We start from the raw sequence: 25,649 nt of genomic DNA on the forward strand, positions 1-25,649 counted from the left end.
GGGGGTGGCGGCTTGCGTCAGATCCTGGTCCAGGCCTCGGTGAGGACGCCGCGGATGATCTGCTCGATCTCGTCGAACGTCGACTGGTCGGAGATCAGCGGCGGGGCGACCTGGATGACCGGGTCGCCCCGGTCGTCGGCCCGGCAGTACAGGCCGTTCTCGAAGAGCTTCTTGGACACGAAGCCGTAGAGCAGCCGCTCGCACTCCTCGGAGGTGAACGACTCCTTGGTGGCCTTGTCCTTCACCAGCTCGATGCCGTAGAAGAAGCCGTTGCCGCGCACGTCGCCGACGATCGGCAGGTCCGTCAGCTTGGACAGCGTGCCGGAGAATGCCGCCTCGTTGTCGAGCACGTGCTGGTTGAGGCCCTCGCGCTCGAAGATGTCGAGGTTGGCCAGGGCGACGGCCGAGGAGACCGGGTGGCCGCCGAAGGTGTAGCCGTGCAGGAAGACATTGCTGCCCCGGAAGAACGGCTCGGCGATCCGGTCGGAGATCACGGCGGCGCCGATGGGGGAGTACCCGGAGGTCATGCCCTTGGCGCAGGTGATGATGTCCGGCACGTAGCCGAACTTGTCGCAGGCGAACATCGTGCCGAGCCGGCCGAAGGCGCAGATGACCTCGTCCGAGACCAGCAGCACGTCGTACCGGTCGCAGATCTCGCGCACCCGCTGGAAGTACCCGGGCGGCGGCGGGAAGCAGCCGCCCGCGTTCTGCACGGGCTCGAGGAAGACGGCGGCGACGGTGTCCGGGCCCTCGAAGAGGATCTCCTGCTCGATCTGGTCGGCGGCCCAGCGGCCGAACGCCTCGGGGTCGTCCCCGTGCTCCGGGGCGCGGTAGATGTTGGTGTTGGGCACCTTGTGCGCGCCGGGCACCAGCGGCTCGAACGGGGCCTTGAAGGCCGGGAGTCCGGTGATGGAGAGGGCGCCCTGCGGGGTGCCGTGGTAGGCGAGGGCCCGGGAGATCACCTTGTACTTGGTGGGGTTGCCGGTGAGCTTGTGGTACTGCTTCGCCAGTTTCCACGCGGTCTCGACGGCCTCGCCGCCGCCGGTGGTGAAGAAGACCTTGTTGAGATCGCCCGGGGCGTAGTGGGCCAGCCGCTCGGCCAGTTCGACGGCCTTGGGGTGGGCGTAGCTCCACACCGGGAAGAAGGCCAGCTCCTGCGCCTGCTTGGCGGCGGCCTCGGCGAGCTCGGCGCGGCCGTGGCCGGCCTGGACCACGAACAGCCCGGCGAGACCGTCGAGGTAGCGCTTGCCCTTGTCGTCGAATATGTACGTGCCCTCGCCGCGCACGATGGTGGGCACGGGCGCGTTCTCGTACGACGACATGCGGGTGAAGTGCATCCACAGGTGGTCGTACGCCGTACTGGAATGGTCCTTGCTCACGGCTATCGAGTTCCCCAGGTATAGGTCTGTTTGCGGAGCTTGAGATAGACGAAGGTCTCGGTGGAGCGCACACCCGGCAGGGTCCGGACGCGCTTGTTGATCGTTTCGAGGAGGTGCTCGTCGTCCTCGCAGACGATCTCGATGAGGAGATCGAACGAGCCCGCGGTCACCACCACGTACTCCACCTCGTCCATCGCGGTGAGGGCGTCGGCGACCGGGTCGAGGTCGCCCTCGACATTGATGCCGATCATCGCCTGCCGCCGCAGCCCCACGGTCAGCGGGTCGGTGACGGCGACGATCTGCATCACGCCCTGGTCGAGCAGCTTCTGCACACGCTGCCGCACGGCCGCCTCGGACAGCCCCACGGCCTTGCCGATCGCCGCGTAGGGGCGGCGGCCGTCCTCCTGGAGCTGCTCGATGATCGCCAGGGAGACGGAGTCGAGCGGCGGTGTGCCGGTCGCGCTCTTCGGATCTGCACTACGAGTGGCCACGGGTCCACTGTGCATGAGGAGTCCGCTGTGGGGCAAGCCTCGAAGTGATGAAATTCGTTGTTAGGGGATCCGATGGCCACTGATTTCGTTGTTCTATGTGTTTGGGTGTATCGAAAACGTCGCCCTCCTGACTAGGCTGGGCGTCTCACACGCCGGACATCTCACAGGAGAGGTGCATAAGTGACCGCCGAGCTCCGCAGTCTGCGCAACTACATCAACGGAGAGTTCCGGGACGCCGCCGACGGGCGGACCACCGAGGTGATCAACCCGGTGACGGGCGAGCCCTATGCCACCGCCCCGCTGTCCGGCGCGGCCGATGTCGACGCCGCCATGGCGGCGGCCGCGGATGCCTTCCCCCACTGGCGCGACCTCGTGCCCGCCGAGCGCCAGAAGGTCCTGCTCAAGATCGCCGACGCCTTCGAGGCGCGGGCGGAGGAGCTGATCGCCGCCGAGTCGGAGAACACCGGCAAGCCGCTGGCGCTCACCCGCAGCGAAGAGGTCCCCCCGATGGTGGACCAGGTCCGCTTCTTCGCCGGCGCCGCCCGGCTGCTGGAGGGCCGCTCGGCCGGCGAGTACATGGAGGGGATGACCTCCATCGTCCGGCGCGAGCCGATCGGTGTCTGCGCCCAGGTGGCGCCGTGGAACTACCCGATGATGATGGCCGTGTGGAAGTTCGCCCCGGCGCTCGCCGCGGGCAACACCGTCGTCCTCAAGCCGTCGGACACCACCCCCGCCTCCACCGTCCTGATCGCCGAGATCATCGGCGGGGTCCTGGAGGAACTGGGCCACCCCAAGGGCGTGTTCAACGTCATCTGCGGCGACCGCGAGACGGGCCGGCTGATGGTCGAGCACCCGGTGCCCGCGCTCGCCGCGATCACCGGCTCCGTACGGGCCGGCAAGCAGGTCGCCGAGTCCGCCTCCCGCGACCTCAAGCGCGTCCACCTCGAGCTGGGCGGCAAGGCACCGGTCGTCGTCTTCGAGGACGCCGACATCGCCAAGGCCGTCGAGGACATCGCCGTCGCCGGCTACTTCAACGCCGGCCAGGACTGTACGGCCGCGACCCGGGTACTGGTGCACGAGTCGGTGCACGACGAGTTCGTCACCGCCCTGGCCAAGGCCGCAGCCGACACGAAGACCGGCCGGCCGGACGACGAGGACGTGCTCTACGGCCCCCTCAACAACGCCAACCAGCTCAAGCAGGTGACCGGCTTCATCGAGCGGCTGCCCGCACACGCCAAGGTCGAGGCCGGCGGCCACCGGGTCGGTGACAAGGGCTACTTCTTCGCCCCCACCGTCGTCTCCGGGCTCAAGCAGGACGACGAGATCATCCAGCACGAGGTGTTCGGCCCGGTCATCACCGTCCAGTCCTTCACCGACGAGCAGCAGGCCGTCGCCTACGCCAACGGCGTCGCGTACGCGCTGGCGTCCTCGGTGTGGACCAAGGACCACGCGCGGGCCATGCGGATGTCCAAGGCGCTCGACTTCGGCTGCGTCTGGATCAACACGCACATCCCGCTCGTCGCCGAGATGCCGCACGGCGGCTTCAAGCAGTCCGGCTACGGCAAGGACCTGTCGGCCTACGGCTTCGAGGACTACACGCGCATCAAGCACGTGATGACCTCCCTCGGCTGAGGACGGTCTCGGGATCACGGGCCGGCGGCCGTTATCATCGGCGGTCGGCCCGGCGCCCCCAGCGCGCAAGGAGCCGACCGCCCGTCCCCGCCGTCCCGCCGGAATTGCGAGTGAGCCCTTGAAGTCCCTGTCCCGCCGTTCTCTGCTGCGCGCGCTGGGCGCGGGCGCGGGGGCCGCCGCGCTCGCCGGATGCGGCGTGCCCGCCGCGTACATCGCCCCCGGCGACCGGACCGCGGCCGACCGCTCGGCGGCCGACCGGCGGCTCACCTTCGCCAACTGGCCGCTCTACATCGACACCGACGAGCACGACCCCCAGCGGCGGCCGACGCTGGAGGGCTTCGAGAAGCGCAGCGGCATCTCGGTGAAGTACACCGAGGAGATCAACGACAACGACGAGTTCTTCGGCAAGATCGGCCCGGCCCTGATGAACCACCAGGACACCGGCCGGGACATCATCGTCGTCAGCGACTGGATGTGCGCCCGCTACGTCCGCCTCGGCTGGGTCCAGGAGATGGACCGCACGCGCCAGCCCCACGTCGCCCGCAACCTCGACCCGCTGCTGCGCAAGCCGTCCTTCGACCCCGGGCGGCGGCACACCGTCCCGTGGCAGTCCGGCATCACGGGCATCGCCTACCACCGCAAGAAGCTCGGCCGCGAGATACGGCACACCTCCGACCTCTGGAAGCCCGACCTGCGCGGCCGGGTCACGCTGCTGGCCGGGATGGACGAGGCGTTCTCCCTGCTGATGCAGGGCAACGGCGCGGACGTCACCCGCTGGACCGCCGACGACTTCCACACCATGACCGACCAGCTGCGCCGCCTCGTGCGGGCGCGGCACATCCGGCGCTTCACCGGCAACGACTACATCAAGGAGCTCTCCTCCGGCGATGTCCTGGCCTGCCAGGCCTACTCCGGCGACATCATCCAGCTCCAGGCCGACAACCCGGACATCGAGTTCGTCGTGCCGCAGGAGGGCGCGGAGCTGTGGGCCGAGAGCCTGATGATCCCGGACCTGGCCCGCCACAAGCGCAGCGCCGAGCAGCTCATCGACTACTACTACGAGCCCGAGGTGGCCGCGAAGCTCGCCGCTTCGGTCAACTACGTCTGTCCCGTGCCCGCCGCCCGTGAGGTGCTCGCCTCGTCGAAGGACAAGGACACCGCGGCGCTCGCGGAGAACCCGCTGATCTTCCCCAGCGACGACATGCGCAAGCGGCTCGCGACCGCCCGCGACATGACGCCCAGGGAGCGGCCGGAGTTCGAGAAGGAGTGGAACGAGATCGTCGGGCTCTAGGAGGCCAGTGCCCGGAGTGCCGCGACCCGGTTCGTCGTGATCGAATCCACCCCGGCGCGCAGCAGCCGCCGCATGGTGTACCCGGTGTCGGCCGTCCAGGCGGACACCCGCAGCCCGGCGTCGTGGTCGCGTGCCACGACCTCCGGAGTCACCAGTCCGAAGCGGTAGTTGAGCCAGTGCGGGCGCACCGCCGCGAGCAGCGCCGGGCGGGGCGGGACGGACCTCGTCCAGGTGAGCGCGATCTCGGCGTCCGGGTCGGCCCGGCGGACCTCGAGCATCGACGGCGTGCCACCGCAGTAGTAGACCCGCCCGGCGGCCCCGTGGGCGTGCACCTCGGCGACCGCTCGCTGCGCCGCGGCCGGGTCCGGCAGGTCGATGAACAGCCGGCCGGGGCCCTCCTCGGCGAGCGCCTCCCGCAGGGTGGGCACCCCGCCGCCGGTCAGCCCGGAGACCTCGTCCGCCGAGAGCGCGGCGAGGGGGCGGTCGTGCCCCCACAGCCGCGCCAGCGTCGCGTCGTGCAGCAGCACGGGCACGCCGTCCCGGGTGAGCCGGACATCGATCTCCACCGATCCCGCCCCCGCCCGCCAGGCCGAGCGGAGCGAGGGCAGGGTGTTCTCGCGGTGGACGTAGGGGTCGCCGCGGTGACCGACGACGGTGAACGCTCGCATGCGGGCCATTGTGTCCGTCGGGTCAGCGACGGGCCAGCCAGTCGGCGGTGTAGGCGTCGATCTCGGCGGTGAGCGCCGCCTTGCCCGGGGCGTCCAGGAAGGACACCTCGACGGCGTTCTTGGCGAGACCGGCGATGCCCCGCTCGTCGAGGCCGAGCAGCCGGGCCGCGACCGCGTACTCGGTGTTGAGGTCGGTGCCGAACATGGGCGGGTCGTCGCTGTTGATGGTCACCAGGACGCCGGCGGCGACCATCTCCTTGACGGGGTGCCGCTCGATGTCCGCCACGGCGCGGGTCGCCAGGTTGGAGGTCGGGCAGACCTCCAGCGGGATGCGGTGCTCGGCCAGGTGCGCCAGCAGCTTCGGGTCCTGCGTGGCGCTGGTGCCGTGGCCGATGCGCTCGGCGCGCAGCTCGGTCAGGGCGTCCCAGATCGTCTGCGGGCCGGTGGTCTCGCCGGCGTGCGGGACGCTGTGCAGGCCCGCGGCGATGGCCCGGTCGAAGTATGGCTTGAACTGGGGCCGGGGGACGCCGATTTCGGGGCCGCCGAGCCCGAACGAGACCAGACCCTCCGGCCGCAGGTCGCAGGCGATGCGGGCCGTTTCCTCGGCGGCCTCCAGGCCTGCCTCGCCGGGGATGTCGAAGCACCAGCGCAGGGTCACGCCCAGCTCGGTCTCGGCCGCCTTGCGGGCGTCCTCGATCGCCTCGACGAAGGCGCCGTCCGGGATGCCGCGCTTGGTCGAGCTGTACGGGGTGACGGTCAGCTCGGCGTAGCGGATGTTCTGGCGGGCCATGTCGCGGGCGACCTCGTAGGTCAGCAGCCGGATGTCCTCGGCGTCGCGGATGAGGTCGACCACGGAGAGATAGACCTCGACGAAGTGCGCGAAATCGCGGAAGGTGAAGAAGTCCGCCAATGCCTCGGGGTCGGTGGGCACCGGCGAATCGGGGTGCCGGGCGGCCAGCTCGGCGACGATGCGGGGCGAGGCGGAACCGACGTGGTGCACGTGCAGCTCCGCTTTCGGGAGCCCGGCGATGAACGGGTCGAGGGACATGCAGGCCTCCAAGGGCTGTTCGAACCGTGGGCGGCAACGTGGGCGTCGATCATCGTATGCGTCGTGGGCATGGCGACCGGAACGAGGGCTTAGCATGACGGCACAGCCGATGGGGAGGGACATGTCCGACCGGGACACACCGCAGCCACAGCCGCAGGAACCGTTCGGCGGGCCGCCCGTGCCGCCCGTACCCCTCGCGCCCACCGGTCCGGGCACCCCCAGCGCCTACCAGCCGCCGCCGATGCCCCCGTACCCCCAGGGGCCGTACCCGCAGGGGTCGTACGCCTATCCGGGCGGGCCCTACGGAGCGGGCTGGAGCGCCCCCGCCCCTGTTCCCGCGGTGCCCAGCAACGGCTTCGGCACGGCCGCCCTGGTGCTGGGCATCGTGGCGTTCGTCCTGTCGTGGACCATGGTGTTCGGCGTCGTGCTCGGTGTGCTCGCGATCGTCTTCGGCGCGATCGGCATGGGCAAGTCCGGCCGGGGCGAGGCGGCCAACCGGGGCCAGGCCCTCACGGGCCTGATCATGGGCAGCGCGGGCTTCATCGTCGCCATCGTGCTGGTGATACTGATCGCCACCCATCACCACAGCCACCGCGGCAGCGATCCCGTGGAGGAGGACGACCCCGACGCGACCTACGGGGCCTACCTGTCCGCGCCGCCCGGGCCCGCGCCGCTCGTGTTCGCCGCCAGGCGCTGACGGGCGAGGCGTTGACGGGCCTCCATCAGCGCGAAGCCCAGCAGGTTCTCCCCGCGCCAGCGTGCCGGGTCCTGCGCCCGTTCGTCGTCGGCCGCCAGGCCTATGCCCCACACCCGGTCCAGGGGGCTGGCCTCCACGAGCACGCGCTCCCCGGTGCCCAGCAGATACTCCAGCAGCTCCGGGTGCTGCGCGAACTTGTGCACGCTGCCCTCGGTGACCAGCTCGAAGCAGTGCGCGCGCCACTTCTCCTCGTCGAAACCGCGCACCGCGCGGCCCGCGTCCTTCGCCTGCTTGGGGTGACCCGCGGCCAGCGCCTTGGCCTCCGCCTCGGGGTCGCCGAAGAGCCGGGCCTTGCCTGCCATCATCCAGTGCTCCGCCGTGGCGTACTCCACGCCGTCCACGGTGAAGGGTGACGGCCACCACTGGCTGAAGCACCCGGGGCCCGCGCTGCCGTCACGGCGGGGCCTATGACCCCAGAAATACACGTACTTGAAGTGCTCGCCGAGGGCGACGGCGGTGGTCAGTTCGGTCACGGAGCGTGGGCTTGTCATGCCGTCATCTTGGCACCCGGGACTGACAGTTGCTGATTCCGTCGCTGAAACAAAAAGCTGCGACGATATCCCTTGTTACATCCCTTTCGCTCTGCCAGGATCGGCGAACCCATCCAGGCAGCCCGGCCAGTATCGGGCCACTGGCGACCGTATGTCACTGTTATGTGTTCTACGCCCCCACACTCCTGGATCCTCACCCATGACAGAACCCGCCCTGAACGGCAGCGGCAGCAGCGGTAGCGACGTACGCCTCACCAAGATCAGCAAACGCTTCGGCGGCTTCACCGCCGTCCATCCGCTCGATCTGACCGTGCCCGGGGGCTCGTTCTTCGCCCTCCTCGGCGCCTCCGGCTGCGGCAAGACCACCACCCTGCGCATGATCGCCGGGCTGGAGGAGCCCACCACCGGCACCGTCGCGCTGGACGGCACGAACGTCACCGCTCTCCCTCCGTACAAGCGGCCTGTCAACACCGTCTTCCAGAGCTACGCGCTCTTCCCCCACCTGGACGTCCACGAGAACGTCGCCTTCGGCCTGCGCCGCCGCGGCATCAAGTCCGTCCGCAAGCAGGTCGACGAGATGCTCGAGCTCGTCCAGCTCGGCGACCTCGCCCGCCGCAGGCCCCAGCAGCTCTCCGGCGGACAGCAGCAGCGCGTCGCCGTCGCCCGCGCGCTCATCAACCGCCCGCAGGTGCTGCTCCTCGACGAGCCGCTCGGTGCCCTCGACCTCAAGCTCCGCCGCCAGATGCAGCTCGAGCTCAAGCGCATCCAGACCGAGGTCGGCATCACCTTCATCCATGTCACCCACGACCAGGAGGAGGCGATGACGATGGCCGACACCGTCGCCGTCATGAACGCCGGCCGGATCGAGCAGCTCGGTGCCCCCGCGGACCTCTACGAGACCCCGCGCACCACGTTCGTCGCCAACTTCCTGGGCACCTCCAACCTCATCGCCACCGAGGTCGTCGACACCTCCGGGGAGAATCTCGTGCTCCGTGCCGCCGGCACCACCCTCTCGCTCCCCGCGGCCCGATGTACCACCACCGCCCGGGCGGGCGGGAAGCTCCTGGCCGGCATCCGGCCGGAGAAGATCGCCCTCACCCCCGCCGAGGACGCCCGGACCATCGCCGATGGCCGCAACCGCATAACCGGCCGCATCGCCGACTGCAGCTTCACCGGCGTCGCCACGCAGTACCTCGTCGACAGCCCCGCGGGCACCGGTCTGTCCGTGTACCAGCAGAACGTCGACCGCGACTCCCGCCTGGCCCCCGGCGCCGAGGTCGTCCTGCACTGGAACCCGGGCCACGGCTTCGGCCTGGACGCCGCCCAGCGCATCGAGGCCGGCACGGACGTCGGCCTGGGGGAGGGGCCATCGTGACGACCGTCCCCAAAGCGGCCCGCCGCCGCAAGCTCGCCCCCTACTGGCTGCTGCTCCCGGGCGTTCTGTGGCTGCTCGTCTTCTTCGCCGCGCCCCTCGTCTACCAGGCGTCCACCTCCGTACAGACCGGTTCGCTCGAAGAGGGCTTCCGGGTCACCTGGCACTTCGCCACCTACGCGGACGCGCTGAGCCAGTACTACCCGCAGTTCCTGCGCTCCGTCGGCTACGCCGCCGTGGCCACGGCGCTCTGCCTGGTGCTGGGTTACCCGCTCGCGTACCTCATCGCCTTCCGCGCGGGCCGCTGGCGCCATGTGCTGATGGTCCTGGTCATCGCGCCGTTCTTCACCAGCTTCCTCATCCGCACCCTCGCCTGGAAGACGATCCTGTCCGACGGCGGACCCGTGGTCTCCGCGCTCGACTCGCTGCACGTCCTCGGCCTGACCGACGCCCTGGGCCTCACCGAGGGCCACCGGCTGCTGGCCACCCCGCTCGCGGTCGTCTGCGGCCTCACGTACAACTTCCTGCCCTTCATGATCCTGCCGCTCTACGCCTCCCTCGAACGCATCGACGGCAGGCTCCACGAGGCCGCCGGCGACCTCTACGCCCGGCCGCTGACCACCTTCCGCAAGGTGACGCTGCCGCTGTCCATGCCGGGAGTCGTCGCCGGGACGCTGCTCACCTTCATCCCCGCCGCGGGCGACTACATCAACGCCGAACTGCTCGGCTCCCCCGACCAGAAGATGATCGGCAACGTCATCCAGTCACAGTTCCTGCGCGTCCTGGACTACCCGACGGCCGCCGCCCTGTCCTTCATCCTCATGGCCGCGATCCTCGCCATGGTCACCGTCTACATCCGCCGGTCCGGGACGGAGGAGGTGGTCTGATGCGCGTGCTCCGCCGCAACCTGGTCGTGATCGCCGGTCTGCTGACGCTGGCGTACCTGCTGCTGCCCAACGTCGTCGTGACGGTCTTCTCCTTCAACAAGCCCAACGGCCGCTTCAACTACGAGTGGCAGCGCTTCTCCACGGACGCCTGGACCCACCCCTGCGACGTCGCCGACCTGTGCGGTTCGCTCTCCCTCAGCCTGCGGATCGCCGTGTGGGCCACGATCGGCGCGACCGTCCTGGGCACCCTGATCGCCTTCGCGCTCGCCCGCTACCGCTTCCGGGCCCGCTCGTCCGTCGGCACGCTGATCTTCCTGCCGATGGCGATGCCCGAGGTGGTCATGGCCGCCTCGCTGGCCACGCTCTTCCTCAACATGGGCGTCAGCTTCGGCTTCTGGACCATCCTGATCGCCCACATCACCTTCTGCCTGAGCTTCGTGGTCACCGCGGTCAAGGCCCGGGTCATGAGCATGGACCCCCGCCTGGAACAGGCCGCCCAGGACCTCTACGCCACCCCGCTGCAGACCTTCCTGCGGGTCACGCTCCCGATCGCCGCCCCCGGCATCGCGGCCGGAGCACTGCTTTCCTTCGCGCTCTCGTTCGACGACTTCATCATCACGAACTTCAACGCGGGCTCCACTGTGACCTTCCCCATGTACGTGTGGGGAGCGGCGCAAAGGGGCACGCCCGTTCAGATCAATGTCATCGGAACGGCGATGTTCGTCATCGCCGTGTTGTGCGTCCTCGTCGGCCAGCTGGCCGGCAGGAGGCGAAGAAGGAGCTGAGACCATGGCCGCCGGTGCCATGAACCCTGTCCAATCACTCTCCGACACCACCCTCCGCCCCTACTGGCTCGACGACCCCGGCCGGCCCGAGGCCCGTGCCGCCCTCGTCGGTGACGAGCACTGTGATCTGCTCGTCGTCGGCGGCGGCTACACGGGTCTGTGGACCGCCCTCAACGCGAAGGAACGCGATCCGGGCCGCGACGTCGTTCTCATCGAGAGCGAGGAGTGCGGCTGGGCCGCCTCCGGCCGCAACGGCGGCTTCTGCGCCGCCTCCCTCACCCACGGCCTCGGCAACGGCCTGGCCCGCTGGCCCGATGAACTCCCCCTGCTCGAGGAGCTCGGACGCCGCAACCTCGACGGGATCGAGGACGCCCTCTCCCGCCACGGCATCGACTGCGACTTCGAGCGCACCGGCGAGATCGAGATAGCCACCGCACCGCACCAGGTCGACGAGCTGCGGGAGACCGCCGAGACGCTCGCCGAACTGGGCTTCCCCGGCCATGAGTTCCTGGACCACGACGCCCTGCGCGCCGAAGTGGACTCCCCGGCCTTCCTCGCCGGCCTGTGGGACCGCACCGGCGTCGCGATGCTGCACCCCGCCCGGCTCGCCTGGGGCCTGCGGCGCGCCTGCCTCGAGGCGGGCGTACGGATCTACGAGCACACGCCCGGCACCGAACTCTCCTCGCGCGGCGCCGGCGTCGCGGTCCGCACCCCCTACGGGCGGGTCTTCGCCCGGCAGGCGGCACTGGGCACCAACGCCTTCCCGTCGCTGGTCAAGCGCCTGCGCTCGTACATCGCGCCCGTCTACGACCACGCGCTGATGACCGAGCCGCTCACGGCCGGACAGCTGGCGGCGATCGGCTGGAAGGGGCGGCAGGGGCTGAGCGACAGCGCCAACCACTTCCACTACTTCCGGCTCACCGCGGACCACCGCATCCTGTGGGGCGGCTACGACATCGTCTACCACTACGGCGGCGGGATCCGGGCGGAGTACGACCACCACCCGGCCACGTACCAGAGGCTCGCCGAGCACTTCTTCCGGTACTTCCCGCAGCTCGAGGGCGTGCGCTTCTCGCACGCGTGGGGCGGTGCCATCGACACCTGCTCCCGCTTCTCCGCCTTCTTCGGCACGGCGCACGGCGGCCGGGTCGCCTACGCCCTCGGCTACACCGGCCTCGGCGTCGGTGCCTCCCGCTTCGGCGCGGACGTGATGCTCGACCTGCTGTCCGGGGAGCGTACGGAGCGCACCGAGCTGGAGATGGTCCGCAGCAAGCCACTGCCCTTCCCGCCCGAGCCGGTGCGGTCGGTGGGCATCGGCCTCACGCAGTGGTCGATGACCCGGGCCGACGAGAACGGCGGACGCCGCAACCTCTGGCTCAAGGCCATGGACAAGGTGGGGCTCGGTTTCGACAGCTAGCCGGCCCGGGCTTGTACGCGCGTGAAGGCCCACAGCAGGATGCCGGCCAGGCACCAGGCGCCGAGCACGTCCAGCGGCCAGTGGTAGCCGCGCCGGACGAGCCCGATGCCGGTGCCCAGGTTGAGCAGGACGAAGGCGACGGCCACCGGCAGCCGGTGGCGGAGCCGGTGTTGGTGTCGGTGTTGGCGTCGGTGTCGGGGGAGCAGCACCAGCACCGCGAGGCCGTACGCGACCGCGGCCGTGGCCGCGTGGCCCGACGGGAAGAAGCCGTCGTGCGGGCCGGACCCCATGGCGGGCGGGCCGGGGCGGGCGATCCACGTCTTGAGTGGGACGACCAGCGCGGGTACCGCCGCCATCGCGAGCACGGCGGCCAGCGGGGGCAGTGCACGGCGCGGTGTACGGGGGCGCAGTACGACCCAGAGCACGGCGACGGCCAGCACCGGCAGCGCCACGGAGGCGTTGCCGAGGTCGGCGAGGAATCCGGCGACGGAGGAGGGGACGGCCGAGCCCGCGACGGCCCGGCCCAGCCGCTCGTCGAGCGAGCGCAGCGGCCCGTGCCCGGCGACCTGCCAGGTGATCAGGGCGAACAGCACGGCGCACACGGCCGGGAAGACGGCCGGGAGGACAGCCGACGGCCCCGGAACAGGGGGGAGCGTTCCGGGGCCGTCGTCATGACCGGTGTGCCGCGCGCCCCGGGGGGTGTGGGGCGGGCGGCCGTCCGATCGGTGAGGATGGGGTGGTGCGTTCATCTGAAGAAACCGTACGGCAGCGGGGGCGGGGGCCGAAAGCCGGATCACCCCTCCACCACCTGCCCCGCACACGTTCTTCACGCACTCCTGAACGATGGACGCTCAGGCGCGCGTCCGACGCTCAGATACGCGCCAGTGCCGCCTCGATGATGTCCAGGCCCTCGCCCAGCAGGTCCTCGCCGATGACCAGCGGCGGCAGGAAGCGGAGCACGTTGCCGTAGGTGCCGCAGGTGAGCACGAGCAGCCCCTCGGCGTGGCAGGCCTTCGCCAGCGCGCCCGCCGCCTCGGCGTTGGGCTCCTTCGTGCCGGGCTTCACCAGCTCGATCGCGATCATCGCGCCGCGGCCGCGGACGTCGCCGATGATGTCGTACTTGCCCTGCATCGCGGTGAGGCGGCCCTTCATGACCTCCTCGATGCGCTTGGCCTTCGCGTTGAGGTCCAGCTCGCGCATCGTCTCGATCGCGCCGAGCGCCGCCGCGCACGCCACCGGGTTGCCGCCGTACGTGCCGCCGAGACCGCCCGCGTGCGCGGCGTCCATGATCTCCGCACGGCCGGTGACGGCGGCGAGCGGCAGACCGCCCGCGATGCCCTTGGCCGTGGTGATCAGGTCCGGGACGACGTTCTCGTCCTCGCACGCGAACCACTGGCCCGTGCGGCAGAAGCCGGACTGGATCTCGTCGGCGACGAAGACGATGCCGTTGTCCTTGGCGAACTGCGCGATCGCCGGGAGGAAGCCCTTGGCCGGCTCGATGAAGCCGCCCTCGCCGAGGACCGGCTCGATGATGATCGCGGCGACGTTGTCCGCGCCCACCTGCTTGCTGATCATGTCGATGGCCTGGGCCGCGGCCTCGGGACCGCAGTTCTCCGGGCCGGTGGGCCAGCGGTAGGGGTAGGCCAGCGGGGCGCGGTAGACCTCGGGGGCGAACGGGCCGAAGCCGTGCTTGTACGGCATGTTCTTGGCCGTGAGCGCCATCGTCAGGTTCGTCCGGCCGTGGTAGCCGTGGTCGAAGACGACGACCGCCTGCCGCTTGGTGTACGCACGGGCGATCTTGACCGCGTTCTCCACGGCCTCCGCGCCCGAGTTGAACAGCGCGGACTTCTTGGCGTGGTCGCCCGGGGTCAGCTCGGCGAGCTGCTCGCAGACCTCCACGTAGCCCTCGTACGGGGTCACCATGAAACAGGTGTGGGTGAAGTCGGCGAGCTGCGCCGACGCCCGGCGCACGACCGCCTCGGCACTCGAGCCCACCGAGGTCACGGCGATGCCGGAGGCGAAGTCGATCAGCGAGTTGCCGTCCACGTCCTCGAGCACACCGCCGCCGGCGCGCACGGTGAACACCGGCAGCACGGAACCCACACCACCGGCGACGGCGGCGGTGCGGCGGGCCTGGAGCTCCAGCGACTTGGGGCCGGGGATCGCGGTGACGACGCGGCGCTCCTGGGGGAGGGACGGGCCTCCGGTCAGTTCGGTCATGAGGGGCTCCAGGCTTCGGCTTCGGGAGGTGGGGAAGTGCTGCTGGTCGCAGGCTAGGGGCGCGGAGGGGGGCCGGGCATGTTCCGTTCGGGAGAAGTGCGCGCGGCGCCTTGTCCGTACCGGATATGGCGGGCCGGGACCCGCCCGCGGGCCCCGGCAGTGCCGGGGACGCTGAACTCCCGCTGCGAAGACACTAGATTGAGCCGCGGAGCGATGGCACGCGGACCTTCTGGTCGGGGGGCGAGGAGCGGCGGATGGACACCGAGGGCACGTACGGGACGCAGGGCGCACGGCAGGGGGCGTTCCCTCATCCGGCCGACGTGCCGCCCCCTCGCACCCCTGCCCCTCCCGCCGTCGAGAACCCGGCCGGCCCCGGCGCCCCGCCACCGCCGTTCGTGACCTGGCTGCGCGCGCCGCGCGTCGTCACACGGCCGGGCATCTGGGCCTACGAGCACCGGCCCCGCCCGCCGGAGGAGCCGGGGCGGGTGCCGGGGCGGCAGTTGGTGGGCGGGGCGGTGGTGGCGTTCTTGTGCGGGTGGCTGGCGTGGTCGTTGTTGTCGAACGGCTATCTCGGCCCGTACTGGCGGTGGCCCTTGGACGCGATGATGCCGGACTCGTGGGACGACACCACCCAGGAGCACTACATCGCTTCGTATGCGTACTTCGTGCTGATCTTGAGTGTGCTTGCCGCCTTCTTCGGCCGGATCGGCAGGTGGCCCGAGCTGTGGCGCCGGTACTTCGTGCCGGTCGGGCGCTGGTGCGGCAACCGGTTGCTCGACCCGGTCCGGCGTGCCGTCGAGCCTGCTTGCCGGACGCTCAAGAATCGTTACCCGCGGTTCTTTGTGCCGGTGGCGCCGGAACGGATTCCGGCGCCACACCTCATCACCCGTGCAGCCCTTGCGTTCGTCGGCGTCTGGGTGGTGATGTCCCTGCTCATCGACGGTGACTTGGGCAAGGACTGGATGTGGCCGCTGCTCCAGGTCGCACCCGATTCATGGCGTGAATCGCCCGGGTCGTGGCTCTACGCCTCGTACACCTACTACGTCCTCTTCACCCTCCTCCTCCTCGCCATCGCCCACCGCCTCGGCCACTGGCGCGAGCTCATGCGCCGCTACGGCGGCGCTGCGGACCAGGGCGCCCGGCAACCCGCGGCCGGCGCACCGCATGCCGCAGCCGCACCGGAGGAGGACCCCGCGCAGTGGGCGCACCTGCGGGCCATGGGGGCGCACGACGCGGCCGACCGGCTCGCGGCGGAGACATGGGGCGGGCTGATGAACGACGTGGACCACGCCCGCATCGAGCGCGCCTGGCAGTCCGTACGCGCCCGGCCCAGTCGCCTCGCGGCGTTCACCGACACGGTGCTGCGGCACGGGGCCGCCGCCTGCGCCCACCCCTCCGGGGCGCGGGACCTGCCCGCGCGCTCCGCACGGCACGACCTCGTCACCTCGCAGGTCCGCATCGGCACCGCCGCCGACGAGGAGCGCAACCCCTACGAGCACCGCGGCGCCGGCTGCGCCCTCGACCCGGAGCTGCTCGGCACCTCGCTGCTCGCCGTCGGCCCTCCCGGGTGCGGCAAGACCGACCGGCTGGTGCGGCCCGTGCTCGAGTCGCTGTGCCTCCAGGCACTCGCCGGGCGGGCCGCCGTCGTCGCGGTCGGCGCGGCGGGCGGGCGGCTCGCGCCGGACGAGGCGTTCGACGTCGTCGTCGGGATCGGACGGCCGGACTCGGCGTACGACATCGACCTGTACGGCGGCACCGCCGACCCCGACGAGGCCGCCGCCATCCTCGCCGAGGGCCTGGTCGGCGACGTCGCCGCCACGCTCCCCGGCGGCGACGGCCGCCGGGCCGCCACCGCGCTCGCCCAGTTGCTCGGCCCGTACCGCGCGGTCCACGGCCGCTTCCCCTCCGTGCCCGAACTCCGCGAGCTGCTGGACGACTCGCCCTCCGCCGTCGCCGCCCTGCGGGCCGCGCTCGAGGACGGGGAGCACGACGCGCACCTCCGCGAACTCGACGCGCGCGAGCGGCAGTCGCAGCGCCCCGGCGACCCCGGGCCGCTGCTCGCCGACCGGCTCGCGCTCCTCGACCGGCCCGCCTTCGCCCGGTTCTTCAACACCACCGACCCGGACCGCACGTTCTCCCTCCGCACCCTCGAGCACCCGCTCCGTGTCCGGATCGACCTGCCCGAGCGCGGCCACGCGGACGCCTCCCGGCTGCTGGCACGGCTCGTCCTCGCGCAGTTCACGGAGTGCGTCGTCGGCCGGGCCGACCGTTCGCTGTTCGCGTGCCTCGTCCTGGACGACGCCACCCACACCGTCACCCCCGACGCCGTACGGGGCCTCAGCCGCCTGCGGTCCGCGAACGCCGGTGCCGTACTGACGCTCCGTACGCTCGACGACGTACCCGAGCCCCTGCGCACCCCGCTGCTCGGCTCCGTCGGCTGCCGCATGGCGTTCAACGGGGTGACGACCTGGGACGGCGCGCGCTTCGCGGAGGTCTGGGGCAAGGAGTGGGTCGAGACCCGCGACGTCACCGACCGGCAGATCATCGCCCACGAGCCCTTCACCCGTGCCCTGCACATCGTCCGCCACCTGGTCACGGGCCGTGCCGTCACCGCCCAGTCGGTGACGGTCCGCAGGGTGGAGCGGGAGCGCTGGTCGGCCTCGGAGCTGGCGCACGCGGTGCCCGCCGGGCACGCGGTGCTCTCCGTGACGTCCGTACAGGGCGGGAGCGCGCCACCGGTCCTGATCGATTTGCGCGCATGACCGCTCCGCGGTCGCACCCTTGAGGGAGAATCGACGGCAGCCGTTCACCCGGGACGGCACCGTCACCGCGATGTCCCACCCGAAGGTGCCATGCCCCCGACCCTCGCCTCGCTCGTCCACCACTCCGCGCTCAAGCTGACCGTGCTCGCGGGGGAGGAGCGGCTGGACACCCCCGTCCGCTGGGCGCATGTGAGCGAGCTGGCCGACCCTGCGCCCTGGCTGGACGGCGGCGAGCTGCTGCTCATCACCGCGCTGAAGATCGACGCGGCGGACCCCGGGGAGATGCGGGCCTATGTGCGCCGGCTGGTGCGGGCCGGTGTCGTCGGGCTCGGTTTCGCCGTCGGCGTCAACTACGACCAGGTGCCCGCCGCGCTCGTCGGGGCCGCGGAGGCGGAGGGGCTGCCGCTGCTGGAAGTGCCCCGCCGCACCCCCTTCATCGCCATCAGCAAGGCCGTCTCGGCGGCCATCGCCGCCGACCAGTACCGGGCCGTGACCGCGGGGTTCGAGGCCCAGCGCGAGCTGACCCGGGCCGCGCTCGGGCCGGACGGGCCCTCGGCCCTGCTGGCCCGGCTCGCCGCCCACCTCGGCGGCTGGGCCGCGCTGTACGACGCCTCCGGCACGGTGGTGGCCGCCGCGCCCGACTGGGCCGCGCGCCGTGCCGCGCGCCTGGGCGCCGACGTCGAGCGCCTGCGCGCCCGGCCCGCGCCCGCGAGCGCGGTCGTCGGCCCGGCGGACGAGGACGCCGACCGCGTCGAGCTCCAGTCCCTCGGCTCGGGACGCCGTGCCCGCGGCGTCCTCGCCGTCGGCACCGGTGAGCCCCTGGGCACCGCCGAGCGCTACGCCGTGCACTCCGCGATCGCCCTGCTCACCCTGACGACCGAGCGCTCCCGTGCCCTCCAGGACGCCGAACTGCGGCTCGGCACAGCCGTGTTGCGCATGCTGCTGGCCGGTGAGCCGGAGCACGCCCGGGCCGTGGCCGGGGAGTTGTACGGCTCACTGCTCGACGCGCCCTTCCGGCTGCTCCTCGCGGAGGCCGTCCCGGCCGCCGAAGGCGAGCCCGCGGATCCCCTCGGCGCCCTGGCCGACACGGTGGAGACCGCCGCGAGCCGGGCGGGGGAGCCGGTGCTCGCCGTCCCGGACGGCTCCCGGCTCGTCGTCCTCGCCGCCGACGGGGGCGCGGCCGTCGCCGCGTGCGCCGCCCTTGCCGAGGACTCGGGCGAGGGCGGCGCCGAACTGGCCGTCGGCCTGTCCGCCCCGGCCGGTCCCGCCGGTACGGCGACCGCCTACCGCCAGGCCGAGCAGGCCCTGTCGGTGGCCCGCCGCCGCGGCCGGCTCCTCGTCGAGCACGAGGACGTCGCCGCGGGTTCCGTCCTGCCGCTGCTCGCCGACGATGCGGTGCGGGCCTTCGCGGACGGTCTGCTGCGTGCCCTGCACGAGCACGACGCGACGGGTCGCGGCGACCTGGTCGCCTCGCTGCGGGCCTGGCTCTCCCGCCACGGCCAGTGGGACGCCGCTGCCGCGGACCTCGGAGTCCACCGGCATACGCTGCGGTACCGCATGCGGCGGGTCGAGGAGATCCTCGGCCGCTCGCTCGACGACCCGGACGTCCGGATGGAGCTGTGGCTGGCGCTGAAGGCCGGGGGGTGAGGGGGCTGCCCCGGTCCCGCCCTCCCCAGACCCCCGTTGTCGCGGCTTCGCCGCTCGTCCTCAATCGCCGGGCGGGCTGAAATTCAGCCCGTCCGGCGATTGAGGACAACCGCGCGGAGCGCGGTTTCGGGGCCCGGGGCGGAGCCCCGGAGGAAACGGTGAAAGGGCGGGACCGGGGCACAATCCCCACCCCCCACCGCGCCATACCGGCGCGCCCGCACCCCAGCACTGCTCCACCGCGGACAAACACCCCCCGCCCGCCCGGCCCCTACCGTGGGGGCACCCCGAATCACCACCACCGAAAGGGCCGGGACTGTGACCGCTTCCCACGCGTTCTGGCTGGCCGGCCGTGAGGCCACCGGCGAGGAGACCTTCGACGTCACGAACTCCTGGGACGGCCGGCTCGTCGGCACCGTGAGCGTGCCCACCGAGGCGCAGGTCGAGGAGGCCGTGGCCGCCGCGCACGCCGTGCGCGAGGAGTTCGCGGCGACGCCCGCGCACGTACGGGCCGCGGCCCTCGACCACGTGTCGAAGCGGCTGGCCGAACGCACCGAGGAGATCGCCCTGCTGATCTCCGCGGAGAACGGCAAGCCCATGAAGTGGGCCCGCGGCGAGGTCGGCCGCGCCGTGTCCGTCTTCCGCTGGGCCGCCGAGGAGGCCCGCCGCTTCAACGCGGGCGACGCCCAGCGCCTGGACACCGACCCGGGCGGCACCGGCCGTCTCGCCCTGACCCGCCGCTTCCCCCGCGGCAGCGTCCTCGGCATCGCGCCGTTCAACTTCCCGCTGAACCTCGCCGCGCACAAGGTCGCGCCGGCCATCGCCGTCGGTGCGCCGATCATCCTCAAGCCCGCCCCGGCGACGCCGCTCTCCTCCCTCGTCCTCGGCGAGATCCTCGCCGAGACGGAGCTGCCCGCCGGCTCGTGGAGCGTGCTCCCCGTGCCCAACGACCGCATGCCCGCGCTCGTCCGGGACGAGCGTCTGCCGGTCATCTCCTTCACCGGATCCGGCCCGGTCGGCTGGTCGATCCTCGACTCCGTGCCGCGCAAGCACGTCACGCTGGAGCTCGGCGGCAACGGCGCGGCCGTCGTCCTGGCGGACTGGTCCTCCGAGCAGGACCTCGACTGGGCCGCGCAGCGCATCGCCACGTTCTCCAACTACCAGGGCGGCCAGTCCTGTATCTCGGTGCAGCGCGTCATCGTCGACGCCTCGCTCCACGAGCGGCTCGTGCCGAAGATCGTCGCCGCCGTCGGGGCGCAGGTCACCGGTGATCCGTCGGACGACGCCACCGACGTCGGCCCGCTGGTGAGCGAGGACGCCGCCAAGCGCGTCGAGTCCTGGGTGAACGAGGCCGTCGAGGCGGGCGCGAAGCTGCTCGCCGGCGGCAAGCGCGAGGGCGCCACCTACGCGCCCACCGTGCTCACGGACGTCCCCGCCGACGTGACGATCGCCTGCGAGGAGGTCTTCGGACCGGTCCTGACGATCAGCAGCGTCGACGGCGAGCAGGCCGCCTTCGCGGCCGTCAACGACTCGCCGTACGGCCTCCAGGCGGGCGTTTTCACGCACGACCTGCAGACGGCCTTCCGCGCGCACCGCGCGCTGGAGACCGGCGGCGTGATCGTCGGCGACGTGCCGTCCTACCGCGCGGACCAGATGCCGTACGGCGGCGCCAAGCAGTCCGGCGTGGGCCGCGAGGGCGTGCGCTACGCGATGGACGACTACACCTACGAGCGGGTGCTGGTCCTCACCGGCCTGGACCTGTAGGACCTGCCGGCCCGGGCGCACAGGAGCGCGCCCGGGCCGGAACCTTGCGCGGGGTCTGGTACAGCACCGGCCGATCGGGTACATACGGGTCAGTAGCACCGGTCGGTAGCGACCGGGACAACCGCCCCGACTCCAAGCGGCGAGGTGCCTCATGTCCGCACCATCCGTACGGCCGGTCTCCGAGCGCGAAGCCCGTCAGGTCGCGGAAGCGGCCCGCGAACAGGGCTGGAAGAAGCCCAGTTTCGCCAAGGAGCTCTTCCTCGGCAGGCTCCGGCTCGACCTCATCCATCCGTATCCGACTCCCGAGCCGGAGGACGTGCGGCGCGGCGAGGAATTCCTCGCCCGGCTGCGGGAGTTCTGCGAGACCCGGATCGACAGTGCCCGCATCGAGCGCGAGGCGCGGATTCCGGACGAGACGGTGCGCGGGCTGAAGGAGCTCGGCGCGTTCGGGATGAAGATCGACACCAAGTACGGGGGTCTCGGTCTCACCCAGGTCTACTACAACAAGGCCCTCACCCTGATCGGCTCGGTGAGCCCGGTCGTCGGCGCGCTGCTGTCCGCGCACCAGTCCATCGGCGTGCCCCAGCCGGTCAAGCTGTTCGGCACCCAGGAGCAGAAGGACGCGTTCCTGCCGCGCTGTGCGCGCACCGACATCTCGGCGTTCCTGCTCACCGAGCCGGACGTCGGCTCCGACCCGGCGCGGCTGGCCACCACCGCCGTGCCCGACGGCGACGAGTACGTCATCGACGGGGTCAAGCTGTGGACGACCAACGGCGTCGTCGCCGATCTGCTCGTGGTGATGGCCCGGGTGCCGAGGAGCGAGGGCCACAAGGGCGGGATCACCGCCTTCGTGGTGGAGGCCGCGGCCGAGGGCATCACGGTCGAGAACCGCAATGCCTTCATGGGCCTGCGCGGCATCGAGAACGGGGTCACCCGCTTCCACCAGGTGCGCGTGCCTGCGGCGAACAGGATCGGGCCGGAGGGCGCGGGCCTGAAGATCGCGCTGACGACGCTCAACACCGGCCGGCTGTCCATCCCCGCGATGTGCGTCGCCGGCGGCAAATGGTGCCTGAAGATCGCCCGCGAGTGGTCGAACGCCCGTGAGCAGTGGGGCAAGCCCGTCGGCAAGCACGAGGCGGTCGGCTCGAAGATCTCCTTCATCGCGGCGACCACGTTCGCGCTGGAGGCCATCCTCGACCTGTCGGGGCAGATGGCCGACGAGGACCGCAACGACATCCGTATCGAGGCGGCGCTCGCCAAGCTCTACGGCAGCGAGATGGCCTGGCTGATGGCCGACGAGCTGGTGCAGATCCGCGGCGGCCGCGGCTACGAGAGCGCCGCCTCGCTCGCCGCCCGCGGCGAACGCGCCGTCCCCGCCGAGCAGATGCTGCGCGACGCGCGGATCAACCGCATCTTCGAGGGCTCCACCGAGATCATGCACCTGCTCATCGCCCGCGAGGCCGTCGACGCCCACCTGTCCGTCGCCGGCGACCTCATCGACCCGGAGAAGTCGCTGGGCGACAAGGCCAGGGCCGGGGCCAAGGCGGGCGGGTTCTACGCCCGCTGGCTGCCCAAGCTGGTCGCCGGACCGGGCCAGCTGCCGCTCGCCTACGCCGAGTTCCGCCCGTCCGGGCACCGGGACCTCGCCGCCCACCTGCGCTACGTCGAGCGCTCCGCACGCCGCCTCGCCCGCTCCACCTTCTACGCCATGTCCCGCTGGCAGGGCCGCATGGAGACCAAGCAGGGCTTCCTCGGCCGGATCGTCGACATCGGGGCGGAGCTCTTCGCGATGAGCGCCGCGTGCGTGCGCGCCGAGCGGCTGCGCGTCGAGGGCGAGCACGGGGCGGAGGCGTACGAGCTCGCCGACGCCTTCTGCCGGCAGGCCCGCATCCGCGTCGACGAGCTCTTCGGACGGCTGTGGACCAACACGGACTCCGTCGACCGCAAGGTCGTCGGCGGGGTGCTGTCCGGTACGTACGAGTGGCTGGAGGGCGGCATCCTCGACCCCAGTGGGGACGGCCCCTGGATCGCCGACGCGACCCCCGGCCCGTCCAAGGCGGACAACGTCCACCGGCCCGTCCGCTGAGCCCCGCCGCACCTGCACAGCGGGTGCGGCCACAATAGGGGGATGACGGACTCCCTCGCTGACCCGCACCTGCGCTACTCGGCCCCCTCCACCGCCCCCGGCGGCCCGCGCGAGGTCGTGATCCTCGGCTCGACCGGCTCGATCGGCACCCAGGCCATCGACCTCGTGCTCCGCAACCCCGGGCGCTTCACGGTGACGGCCCTGTCCGCCGCCGGCGGCCGGGTGGGCCTCCTCGCGGAGCAGGCGCACCGGCTGCGGGTGCGCACGGTGGCCGTCGCGCAGGCGGACAAGGCGCCCGAGCTGCGCGAGGCGCTGGCCGCGCGGTACGGCGGCGAGCCGCTGCCCGAGATCCTGGCCGGGCCGGACGCGGCCACCGAGCTGGCCCGCAGCGAGTGCCACACCGTCCTCAACGGCATCACCGGCTCCATCGGCCTCGCGCCCACCCTCGCGGCGCTCGAGGCCGGGCGGACCCTGGCGCTGGCCAACAAGGAGTCCCTGATCGTCGGCGGGCCGCTGGTCAAGGCGGTCGCCAGGCCGGGGCAGATCATCCCCGTCGACTCCGAGCACGCCGCGCTCTTCCAGGCGCTGCTGGGCGGCACCCGCGCCGAGGTCCGCAAGCTGGTCGTCACCGCCTCCGGCGGTCCGTTCCGGGGCCGTACGAAGGCCGAGCTCGCGTCCGTCACCCCCGCCGACGCCCTGGCGCACCCCACCTGGTCGATGGGCCCGGTGATCACGGTCAACTCGGCGACCCTGGTCAACAAGGGCCTGGAGGTCATCGAGGCGCACCTGCTCTACGACATTCCGTTCGACCGCATCGAGGTCGTCGTCCACCCGCAGTCCTATGTCCACTCGATGGTGGAATTCACGGACGGCTCGACGCTCGCCCAGGCCACCCCGCCGGACATGCGGGGGCCGATCGCCATCGGCCTCGGCTGGCCCGAGCGGGTGCCGGACGCGGCTCCCGCCTTCGACTGGTCCACCGCCTCCACCTGGGAGTTCTTCCCGCTGGACACCGAGGCCTTCCCCTCGGTGGGCCTCGCCCGGCACGTCGGCGGCCTCGGCGGCACCGCGCCCGCGGTCTTCAACGCCGCCAACGAGGAGTGCGTCGACGCGTTCCTCTCCGGACACCTGCCGTTCAATGGCATCGTGGACACCGTCGCCGAGGTCGTGGCGGAGCACGGCACTCCTGCCGCGGGAACCTCCCTCACGGTCCCGGACGTCATGCAGGCGGAGACCTGGGCGCGGGCCCGGGCCCGCGAACTGGTGGCGCGCACCCGGCAAGGTGGCGCCCAAGCGACCTCGGAGGCCCACGCATGACGGCACTGATGACGGTCCTCGGGATAGTCGTCTTCGTGGTGGGCCTGCTCTTCTCCATCGCCTGGCACGAGCTGGGGCATCTCTCCACCGCCAAGATGTTCGGCATCCGGGTGCCGCAGTACATGGTCGGCTTCGGCCCGACGCTGTTCTCGCGCAAGAAGGGCGACACCGAGTACGGCGTCAAGGCCGTCCCGCTCGGCGGCTACATCCGCATGATCGGCATGTTCCCGCCCGGCGAGGACGGGAAGATCGCCGCGCGCTCCACCTCGCCCTGGCGCGGCATGATCGAGGACGCCCGCTCGGCGGCCTTCGAGGAGCTCCAGCCCGGGGACGAGTCCCGCCTCTTCTACACGCGCAAGCCGTGGAAGCGCGTGATCGTGATGTTCGCCGGGCCGTTCATGAACCTCGTCCTCGCCGTCGTGCTGTTCCTCGGCGTCCTGATGACGTTCGGCGTCCGTACGGAGACCACGCAGGTCAGCTCCGTGCAGGACTGCGTGGTCAAGGCCTCGGCCGCCACCGACAACTGCCCCAAGGGCGCACCGAAGTCCCCGGCCAACGCGGCCGGCCTCAAGGCCGGTGACAAGATCGTCGCCTTCAACGGCTCGCCGACGCCCGACTGGAAGACGATCTCCAAGGACATCCGCAGGACCACCGGCCCCGCGACCATCACCGTCGAGCGCGACGGCAAGCGCCTGGACCTGCACGCGAGCCTCATCGAGAACCAGGTCCAGAAGTACGACCACAAGGGCAACGCCCTCAAGGGCGAGTACGTGACGGCCGGCTTCCTCGGCTTCGCGCCCGCCTACGGCGTCGTCCAGCAGTCCTTCGGCCAGTCCGTGGACCGCATGGGCGACATGGTCCAGTCCGGCGTCGAGTCGCTGGTGGACCTGCCCGGCAAGATCCCCGACCTGTGGAACGCCGCCTTCGACGGCGGCGAGCGCAAGGCCGACTCCCCGATGGGCGTCGTCGGCGCGGCACGGGTCGGCGGCGAGGTCTTCAACCTGCACATCCCGCCGTCGCAGCAGATCGCGATGATGCTGTTCCTGCTCGCCGGGTTCAACCTCTCGCTGTTCCTGTTCAACATGCTCCCGCTGCTCCCGCTGGACGGCGGGCACATCGCCGGGGCGCTGTGGGAGTCCGTGCGCCGTGCCTTCGCCAAGGTCTTCCGCCGCCCCGACCCGGGCCCCTTCGACGTGGCCAAGCTGATGCCGGTCGCCTACGTCGTCGCGGGAATCTTCGTCTGCTTCACCCTTCTGGTGCTGATCGCGGACGTGGTCAACCCCGTGCGCCTCACCTAGGAGAGAAGAAGGGAACTCATTTGTGGCGGCCGGACGCGCATTTGTGTCCGGCCGTTCGCTTATGGGTGGCTGTGGGGGCGGGATGTGCTTCGTACGGATCAGGTGTCGTAACCTCGGACCCTGGAGCCCGCCGATCTCGGGCCATGATTCAGACCTTGGGGTTGCTCGCCACATGACTGCGATTTCGCTGGGAATGCCTTCCGTCCCGACCAAGCTCGCCGACCGCAGGGTCAGCCGCAGGATCCAGGTCGGTTCGGTGGCGGTGGGCGGGGACGCGCCGGTGTCGGTGCAGTCGATGACGACGACGCGTACGTCGGACATTGGTGCGACGTTGCAGCAG

The 25,649-nt window shown here is 71.6% G+C and carries 21 protein-coding genes; 14 read left to right on the forward strand and 7 right to left on the reverse strand.

Annotation, left to right across the window (positions count from 1 at the left end):
* Nucleotides 1-17: 17 nt before the first annotated feature.
* Nucleotides 18-1,397 carry an aspartate aminotransferase family protein gene (locus tag ACV530_RS24450; protein ID WP_494334797.1) on the reverse strand — a complete coding sequence of 460 codons (1,380 nt, stop codon included), beginning with the start codon at nt 1,395-1,397 and terminating at the stop codon, nt 18-20.
* Complete coding sequence (locus ACV530_RS24455; RefSeq protein ID WP_494334774.1) at nt 1,382-1,885, reverse strand: Lrp/AsnC family transcriptional regulator; 504 nt, start codon at nt 1,883-1,885, stop codon at nt 1,382-1,384. The genes ACV530_RS24450 and ACV530_RS24455 overlap by 16 nt, the downstream gene beginning before the upstream one ends.
* A gap of 165 nt (nt 1,886-2,050) precedes the next feature.
* Here ACV530_RS24455 and ACV530_RS24460 point away from each other — a divergent pair, with 165 nt between their 5' ends.
* Together ACV530_RS24460 and ACV530_RS24465 are read left to right on the forward strand one after the other, a co-directional pair.
* Nucleotides 2,051-3,502: a gamma-aminobutyraldehyde dehydrogenase gene (locus ACV530_RS24460; RefSeq protein ID WP_494334775.1), complete on the forward strand. Its 1,452-nt coding sequence runs from the start codon at nt 2,051-2,053 to the stop codon at nt 3,500-3,502.
* Between the two features lie 127 nt (nt 3,503-3,629).
* Nucleotides 3,630-4,793: a polyamine ABC transporter substrate-binding protein gene (locus tag ACV530_RS24465; RefSeq protein WP_494334798.1), complete on the forward strand. Its 1,164-nt coding sequence runs from the start codon at nt 3,630-3,632 to the stop codon at nt 4,791-4,793.
* Here ACV530_RS24465 and ACV530_RS24470 read toward each other — a convergent pair.
* Nucleotides 4,790-5,461, reverse strand: a complete 672-nt coding sequence (locus tag ACV530_RS24470; RefSeq protein ID WP_494334776.1) for a glycerophosphodiester phosphodiesterase — start codon at nt 5,459-5,461, stop codon at nt 4,790-4,792. The two genes, ACV530_RS24465 and ACV530_RS24470, sit on opposite strands and share 4 nt — an antisense overlap.
* A gap of 22 nt (nt 5,462-5,483) precedes the next feature.
* Nucleotides 5,484-6,509, reverse strand: a complete 1,026-nt coding sequence (locus ACV530_RS24475) for an adenosine deaminase (RefSeq protein ID WP_494334777.1) — start codon at nt 6,507-6,509, stop codon at nt 5,484-5,486.
* 121 nt (nt 6,510-6,630) lie between these two features.
* Between ACV530_RS24475 and ACV530_RS24480 the strand changes: the two genes are divergently transcribed.
* Entirely contained in the window at nt 6,631-7,206 is a 576-nt protein-coding gene (locus ACV530_RS24480; RefSeq protein ID WP_494334778.1) for a DUF4190 domain-containing protein, read from the forward strand.
* Here the strand turns inward: ACV530_RS24480 and ybiA are convergent.
* Nucleotides 7,152-7,757 (reverse strand): riboflavin biosynthesis intermediates N-glycosidase, encoded by a 606-nt coding sequence (ybiA, locus tag ACV530_RS24485; protein WP_494334779.1) that lies wholly within the window; start codon nt 7,755-7,757, stop codon nt 7,152-7,154. The genes ACV530_RS24480 and ybiA overlap by 55 nt on opposite strands.
* Before the next feature lie 199 nt (nt 7,758-7,956).
* Here ybiA and ACV530_RS24490 point away from each other — a divergent pair, with 199 nt between their 5' ends.
* The 4 genes from ACV530_RS24490 to ACV530_RS24505 are packed head-to-tail and all read left to right on the forward strand — an operon-like array spanning nt 7,957 to nt 12,218.
* Entirely contained in the window at nt 7,957-9,132 is a 1,176-nt protein-coding gene (locus ACV530_RS24490; protein WP_494334780.1) for an ABC transporter ATP-binding protein, read from the forward strand.
* A complete protein-coding gene (locus ACV530_RS24495) occupies nt 9,129-10,016 on the forward strand; it encodes an ABC transporter permease (protein WP_494334781.1) in 888 nt (295 codons plus the stop codon). The genes ACV530_RS24490 and ACV530_RS24495 overlap by 4 nt, the downstream gene beginning before the upstream one ends.
* Nucleotides 10,016-10,801 (forward strand): ABC transporter permease, encoded by a 786-nt coding sequence (locus ACV530_RS24500; protein WP_494334782.1) that lies wholly within the window; start codon nt 10,016-10,018, stop codon nt 10,799-10,801. The genes ACV530_RS24495 and ACV530_RS24500 overlap by 1 nt, the downstream gene beginning before the upstream one ends.
* Nucleotides 10,802-10,805: 4 nt before the next feature.
* Entirely contained in the window at nt 10,806-12,218 is a 1,413-nt protein-coding gene (locus ACV530_RS24505; protein ID WP_494334783.1) for an NAD(P)/FAD-dependent oxidoreductase, read from the forward strand.
* Here the strand turns inward: ACV530_RS24505 and ACV530_RS24510 are convergent.
* Nucleotides 12,215-12,967 (reverse strand): phosphatase PAP2 family protein, encoded by a 753-nt coding sequence (locus ACV530_RS24510; protein ID WP_494334784.1) that lies wholly within the window; start codon nt 12,965-12,967, stop codon nt 12,215-12,217. The two genes, ACV530_RS24505 and ACV530_RS24510, sit on opposite strands and share 4 nt — an antisense overlap.
* Before the next feature lie 121 nt (nt 12,968-13,088).
* Nucleotides 13,089-14,438, reverse strand: a complete 1,350-nt coding sequence (gene gabT, locus ACV530_RS24515; protein ID WP_494334785.1) for a 4-aminobutyrate--2-oxoglutarate transaminase — start codon at nt 14,436-14,438, stop codon at nt 13,089-13,091.
* Nucleotides 14,439-14,692: 254 nt separating this feature from the next.
* Between gabT and ACV530_RS24520 the strand changes: the two genes are divergently transcribed.
* The 7 genes from ACV530_RS24520 to ACV530_RS24550 form a co-directional block, all read left to right on the forward strand.
* Complete coding sequence (locus ACV530_RS24520) at nt 14,693-17,200, forward strand: type IV secretory system conjugative DNA transfer family protein (protein WP_494334786.1); 2,508 nt, start codon at nt 14,693-14,695, stop codon at nt 17,198-17,200.
* 90 nt (nt 17,201-17,290) lie between these two features.
* Entirely contained in the window at nt 17,291-18,847 is a 1,557-nt protein-coding gene (locus tag ACV530_RS24525) for a PucR family transcriptional regulator (protein ID WP_494334787.1), read from the forward strand.
* Between the two features lie 315 nt (nt 18,848-19,162).
* A complete protein-coding gene (locus ACV530_RS24530; RefSeq protein ID WP_494334788.1) occupies nt 19,163-20,608 on the forward strand; it encodes an aldehyde dehydrogenase family protein in 1,446 nt (481 codons plus the stop codon).
* A 151-nt stretch (nt 20,609-20,759) separates the two neighbouring features.
* Nucleotides 20,760-22,694 carry an acyl-CoA dehydrogenase family protein gene (locus tag ACV530_RS24535; RefSeq protein ID WP_494334789.1) on the forward strand — a complete coding sequence of 645 codons (1,935 nt, stop codon included), beginning with the start codon at nt 20,760-20,762 and terminating at the stop codon, nt 22,692-22,694.
* Nucleotides 22,695-22,736: 42 nt separating this feature from the next.
* Nucleotides 22,737-24,011 (forward strand): 1-deoxy-D-xylulose-5-phosphate reductoisomerase, encoded by a 1,275-nt coding sequence (gene dxr / locus ACV530_RS24540; protein WP_494334790.1) that lies wholly within the window; start codon nt 22,737-22,739, stop codon nt 24,009-24,011.
* Nucleotides 24,008-25,309: a M50 family metallopeptidase gene (locus ACV530_RS24545; protein WP_494334791.1), complete on the forward strand. Its 1,302-nt coding sequence runs from the start codon at nt 24,008-24,010 to the stop codon at nt 25,307-25,309. The genes dxr and ACV530_RS24545 overlap by 4 nt, the downstream gene beginning before the upstream one ends.
* Nucleotides 25,310-25,481: 172 nt before the next feature.
* The coding region (locus tag ACV530_RS24550) for a flavodoxin-dependent (E)-4-hydroxy-3-methylbut-2-enyl-diphosphate synthase (protein WP_494334799.1) at nt 25,482-25,649 on the forward strand (168 nt) is incomplete at its 3' end.

This window comes from Streptomyces sp. SX-6, from assembly GCF_059089585.1.

Excerpts from the sequence above, each read along its gene's own strand:
- ACV530_RS24520 (WP_494334786.1), top strand. The coding sequence starts at position 14,693 with ATGGACACCGAGGGCACGTACGGGACGCAGGGCGCACGGCAGGGGGCG.
- ACV530_RS24490 (WP_494334780.1), top strand. The coding sequence starts at position 7,957 with ATGACAGAACCCGCCCTGAACGGCAGCGGCAGCAGCGGTAGCGACGTA.
- ACV530_RS24500 (WP_494334782.1), top strand. The coding sequence starts at position 10,016 with ATGCGCGTGCTCCGCCGCAACCTGGTCGTGATCGCCGGTCTGCTGACG.
- ACV530_RS24470 (WP_494334776.1), bottom strand. The coding sequence starts at position 5,461 with ATGCGAGCGTTCACCGTCGTCGGTCACCGCGGCGACCCCTACGTCCAC.
- ACV530_RS24535 (WP_494334789.1), top strand. The coding sequence starts at position 20,760 with ATGTCCGCACCATCCGTACGGCCGGTCTCCGAGCGCGAAGCCCGTCAG.
- ACV530_RS24455 (WP_494334774.1), bottom strand. The coding sequence starts at position 1,885 with ATGCACAGTGGACCCGTGGCCACTCGTAGTGCAGATCCGAAGAGCGCG.
- gabT (WP_494334785.1), bottom strand. The coding sequence starts at position 14,438 with ATGACCGAACTGACCGGAGGCCCGTCCCTCCCCCAGGAGCGCCGCGTC.
- dxr (WP_494334790.1), top strand. The coding sequence starts at position 22,737 with ATGACGGACTCCCTCGCTGACCCGCACCTGCGCTACTCGGCCCCCTCC.
- ybiA (WP_494334779.1), bottom strand. The coding sequence starts at position 7,757 with ATGACAAGCCCACGCTCCGTGACCGAACTGACCACCGCCGTCGCCCTC.
- ACV530_RS24545 (WP_494334791.1), top strand. The coding sequence starts at position 24,008 with ATGACGGCACTGATGACGGTCCTCGGGATAGTCGTCTTCGTGGTGGGC.
- ACV530_RS24510 (WP_494334784.1), bottom strand. The coding sequence starts at position 12,967 with ATGAACGCACCACCCCATCCTCACCGATCGGACGGCCGCCCGCCCCAC.
- ACV530_RS24480 (WP_494334778.1), top strand. The coding sequence starts at position 6,631 with ATGTCCGACCGGGACACACCGCAGCCACAGCCGCAGGAACCGTTCGGC.
- ACV530_RS24525 (WP_494334787.1), top strand. The coding sequence starts at position 17,291 with ATGCCCCCGACCCTCGCCTCGCTCGTCCACCACTCCGCGCTCAAGCTG.
- ACV530_RS24475 (WP_494334777.1), bottom strand. The coding sequence starts at position 6,509 with ATGTCCCTCGACCCGTTCATCGCCGGGCTCCCGAAAGCGGAGCTGCAC.
- ACV530_RS24505 (WP_494334783.1), top strand. The coding sequence starts at position 10,806 with ATGGCCGCCGGTGCCATGAACCCTGTCCAATCACTCTCCGACACCACC.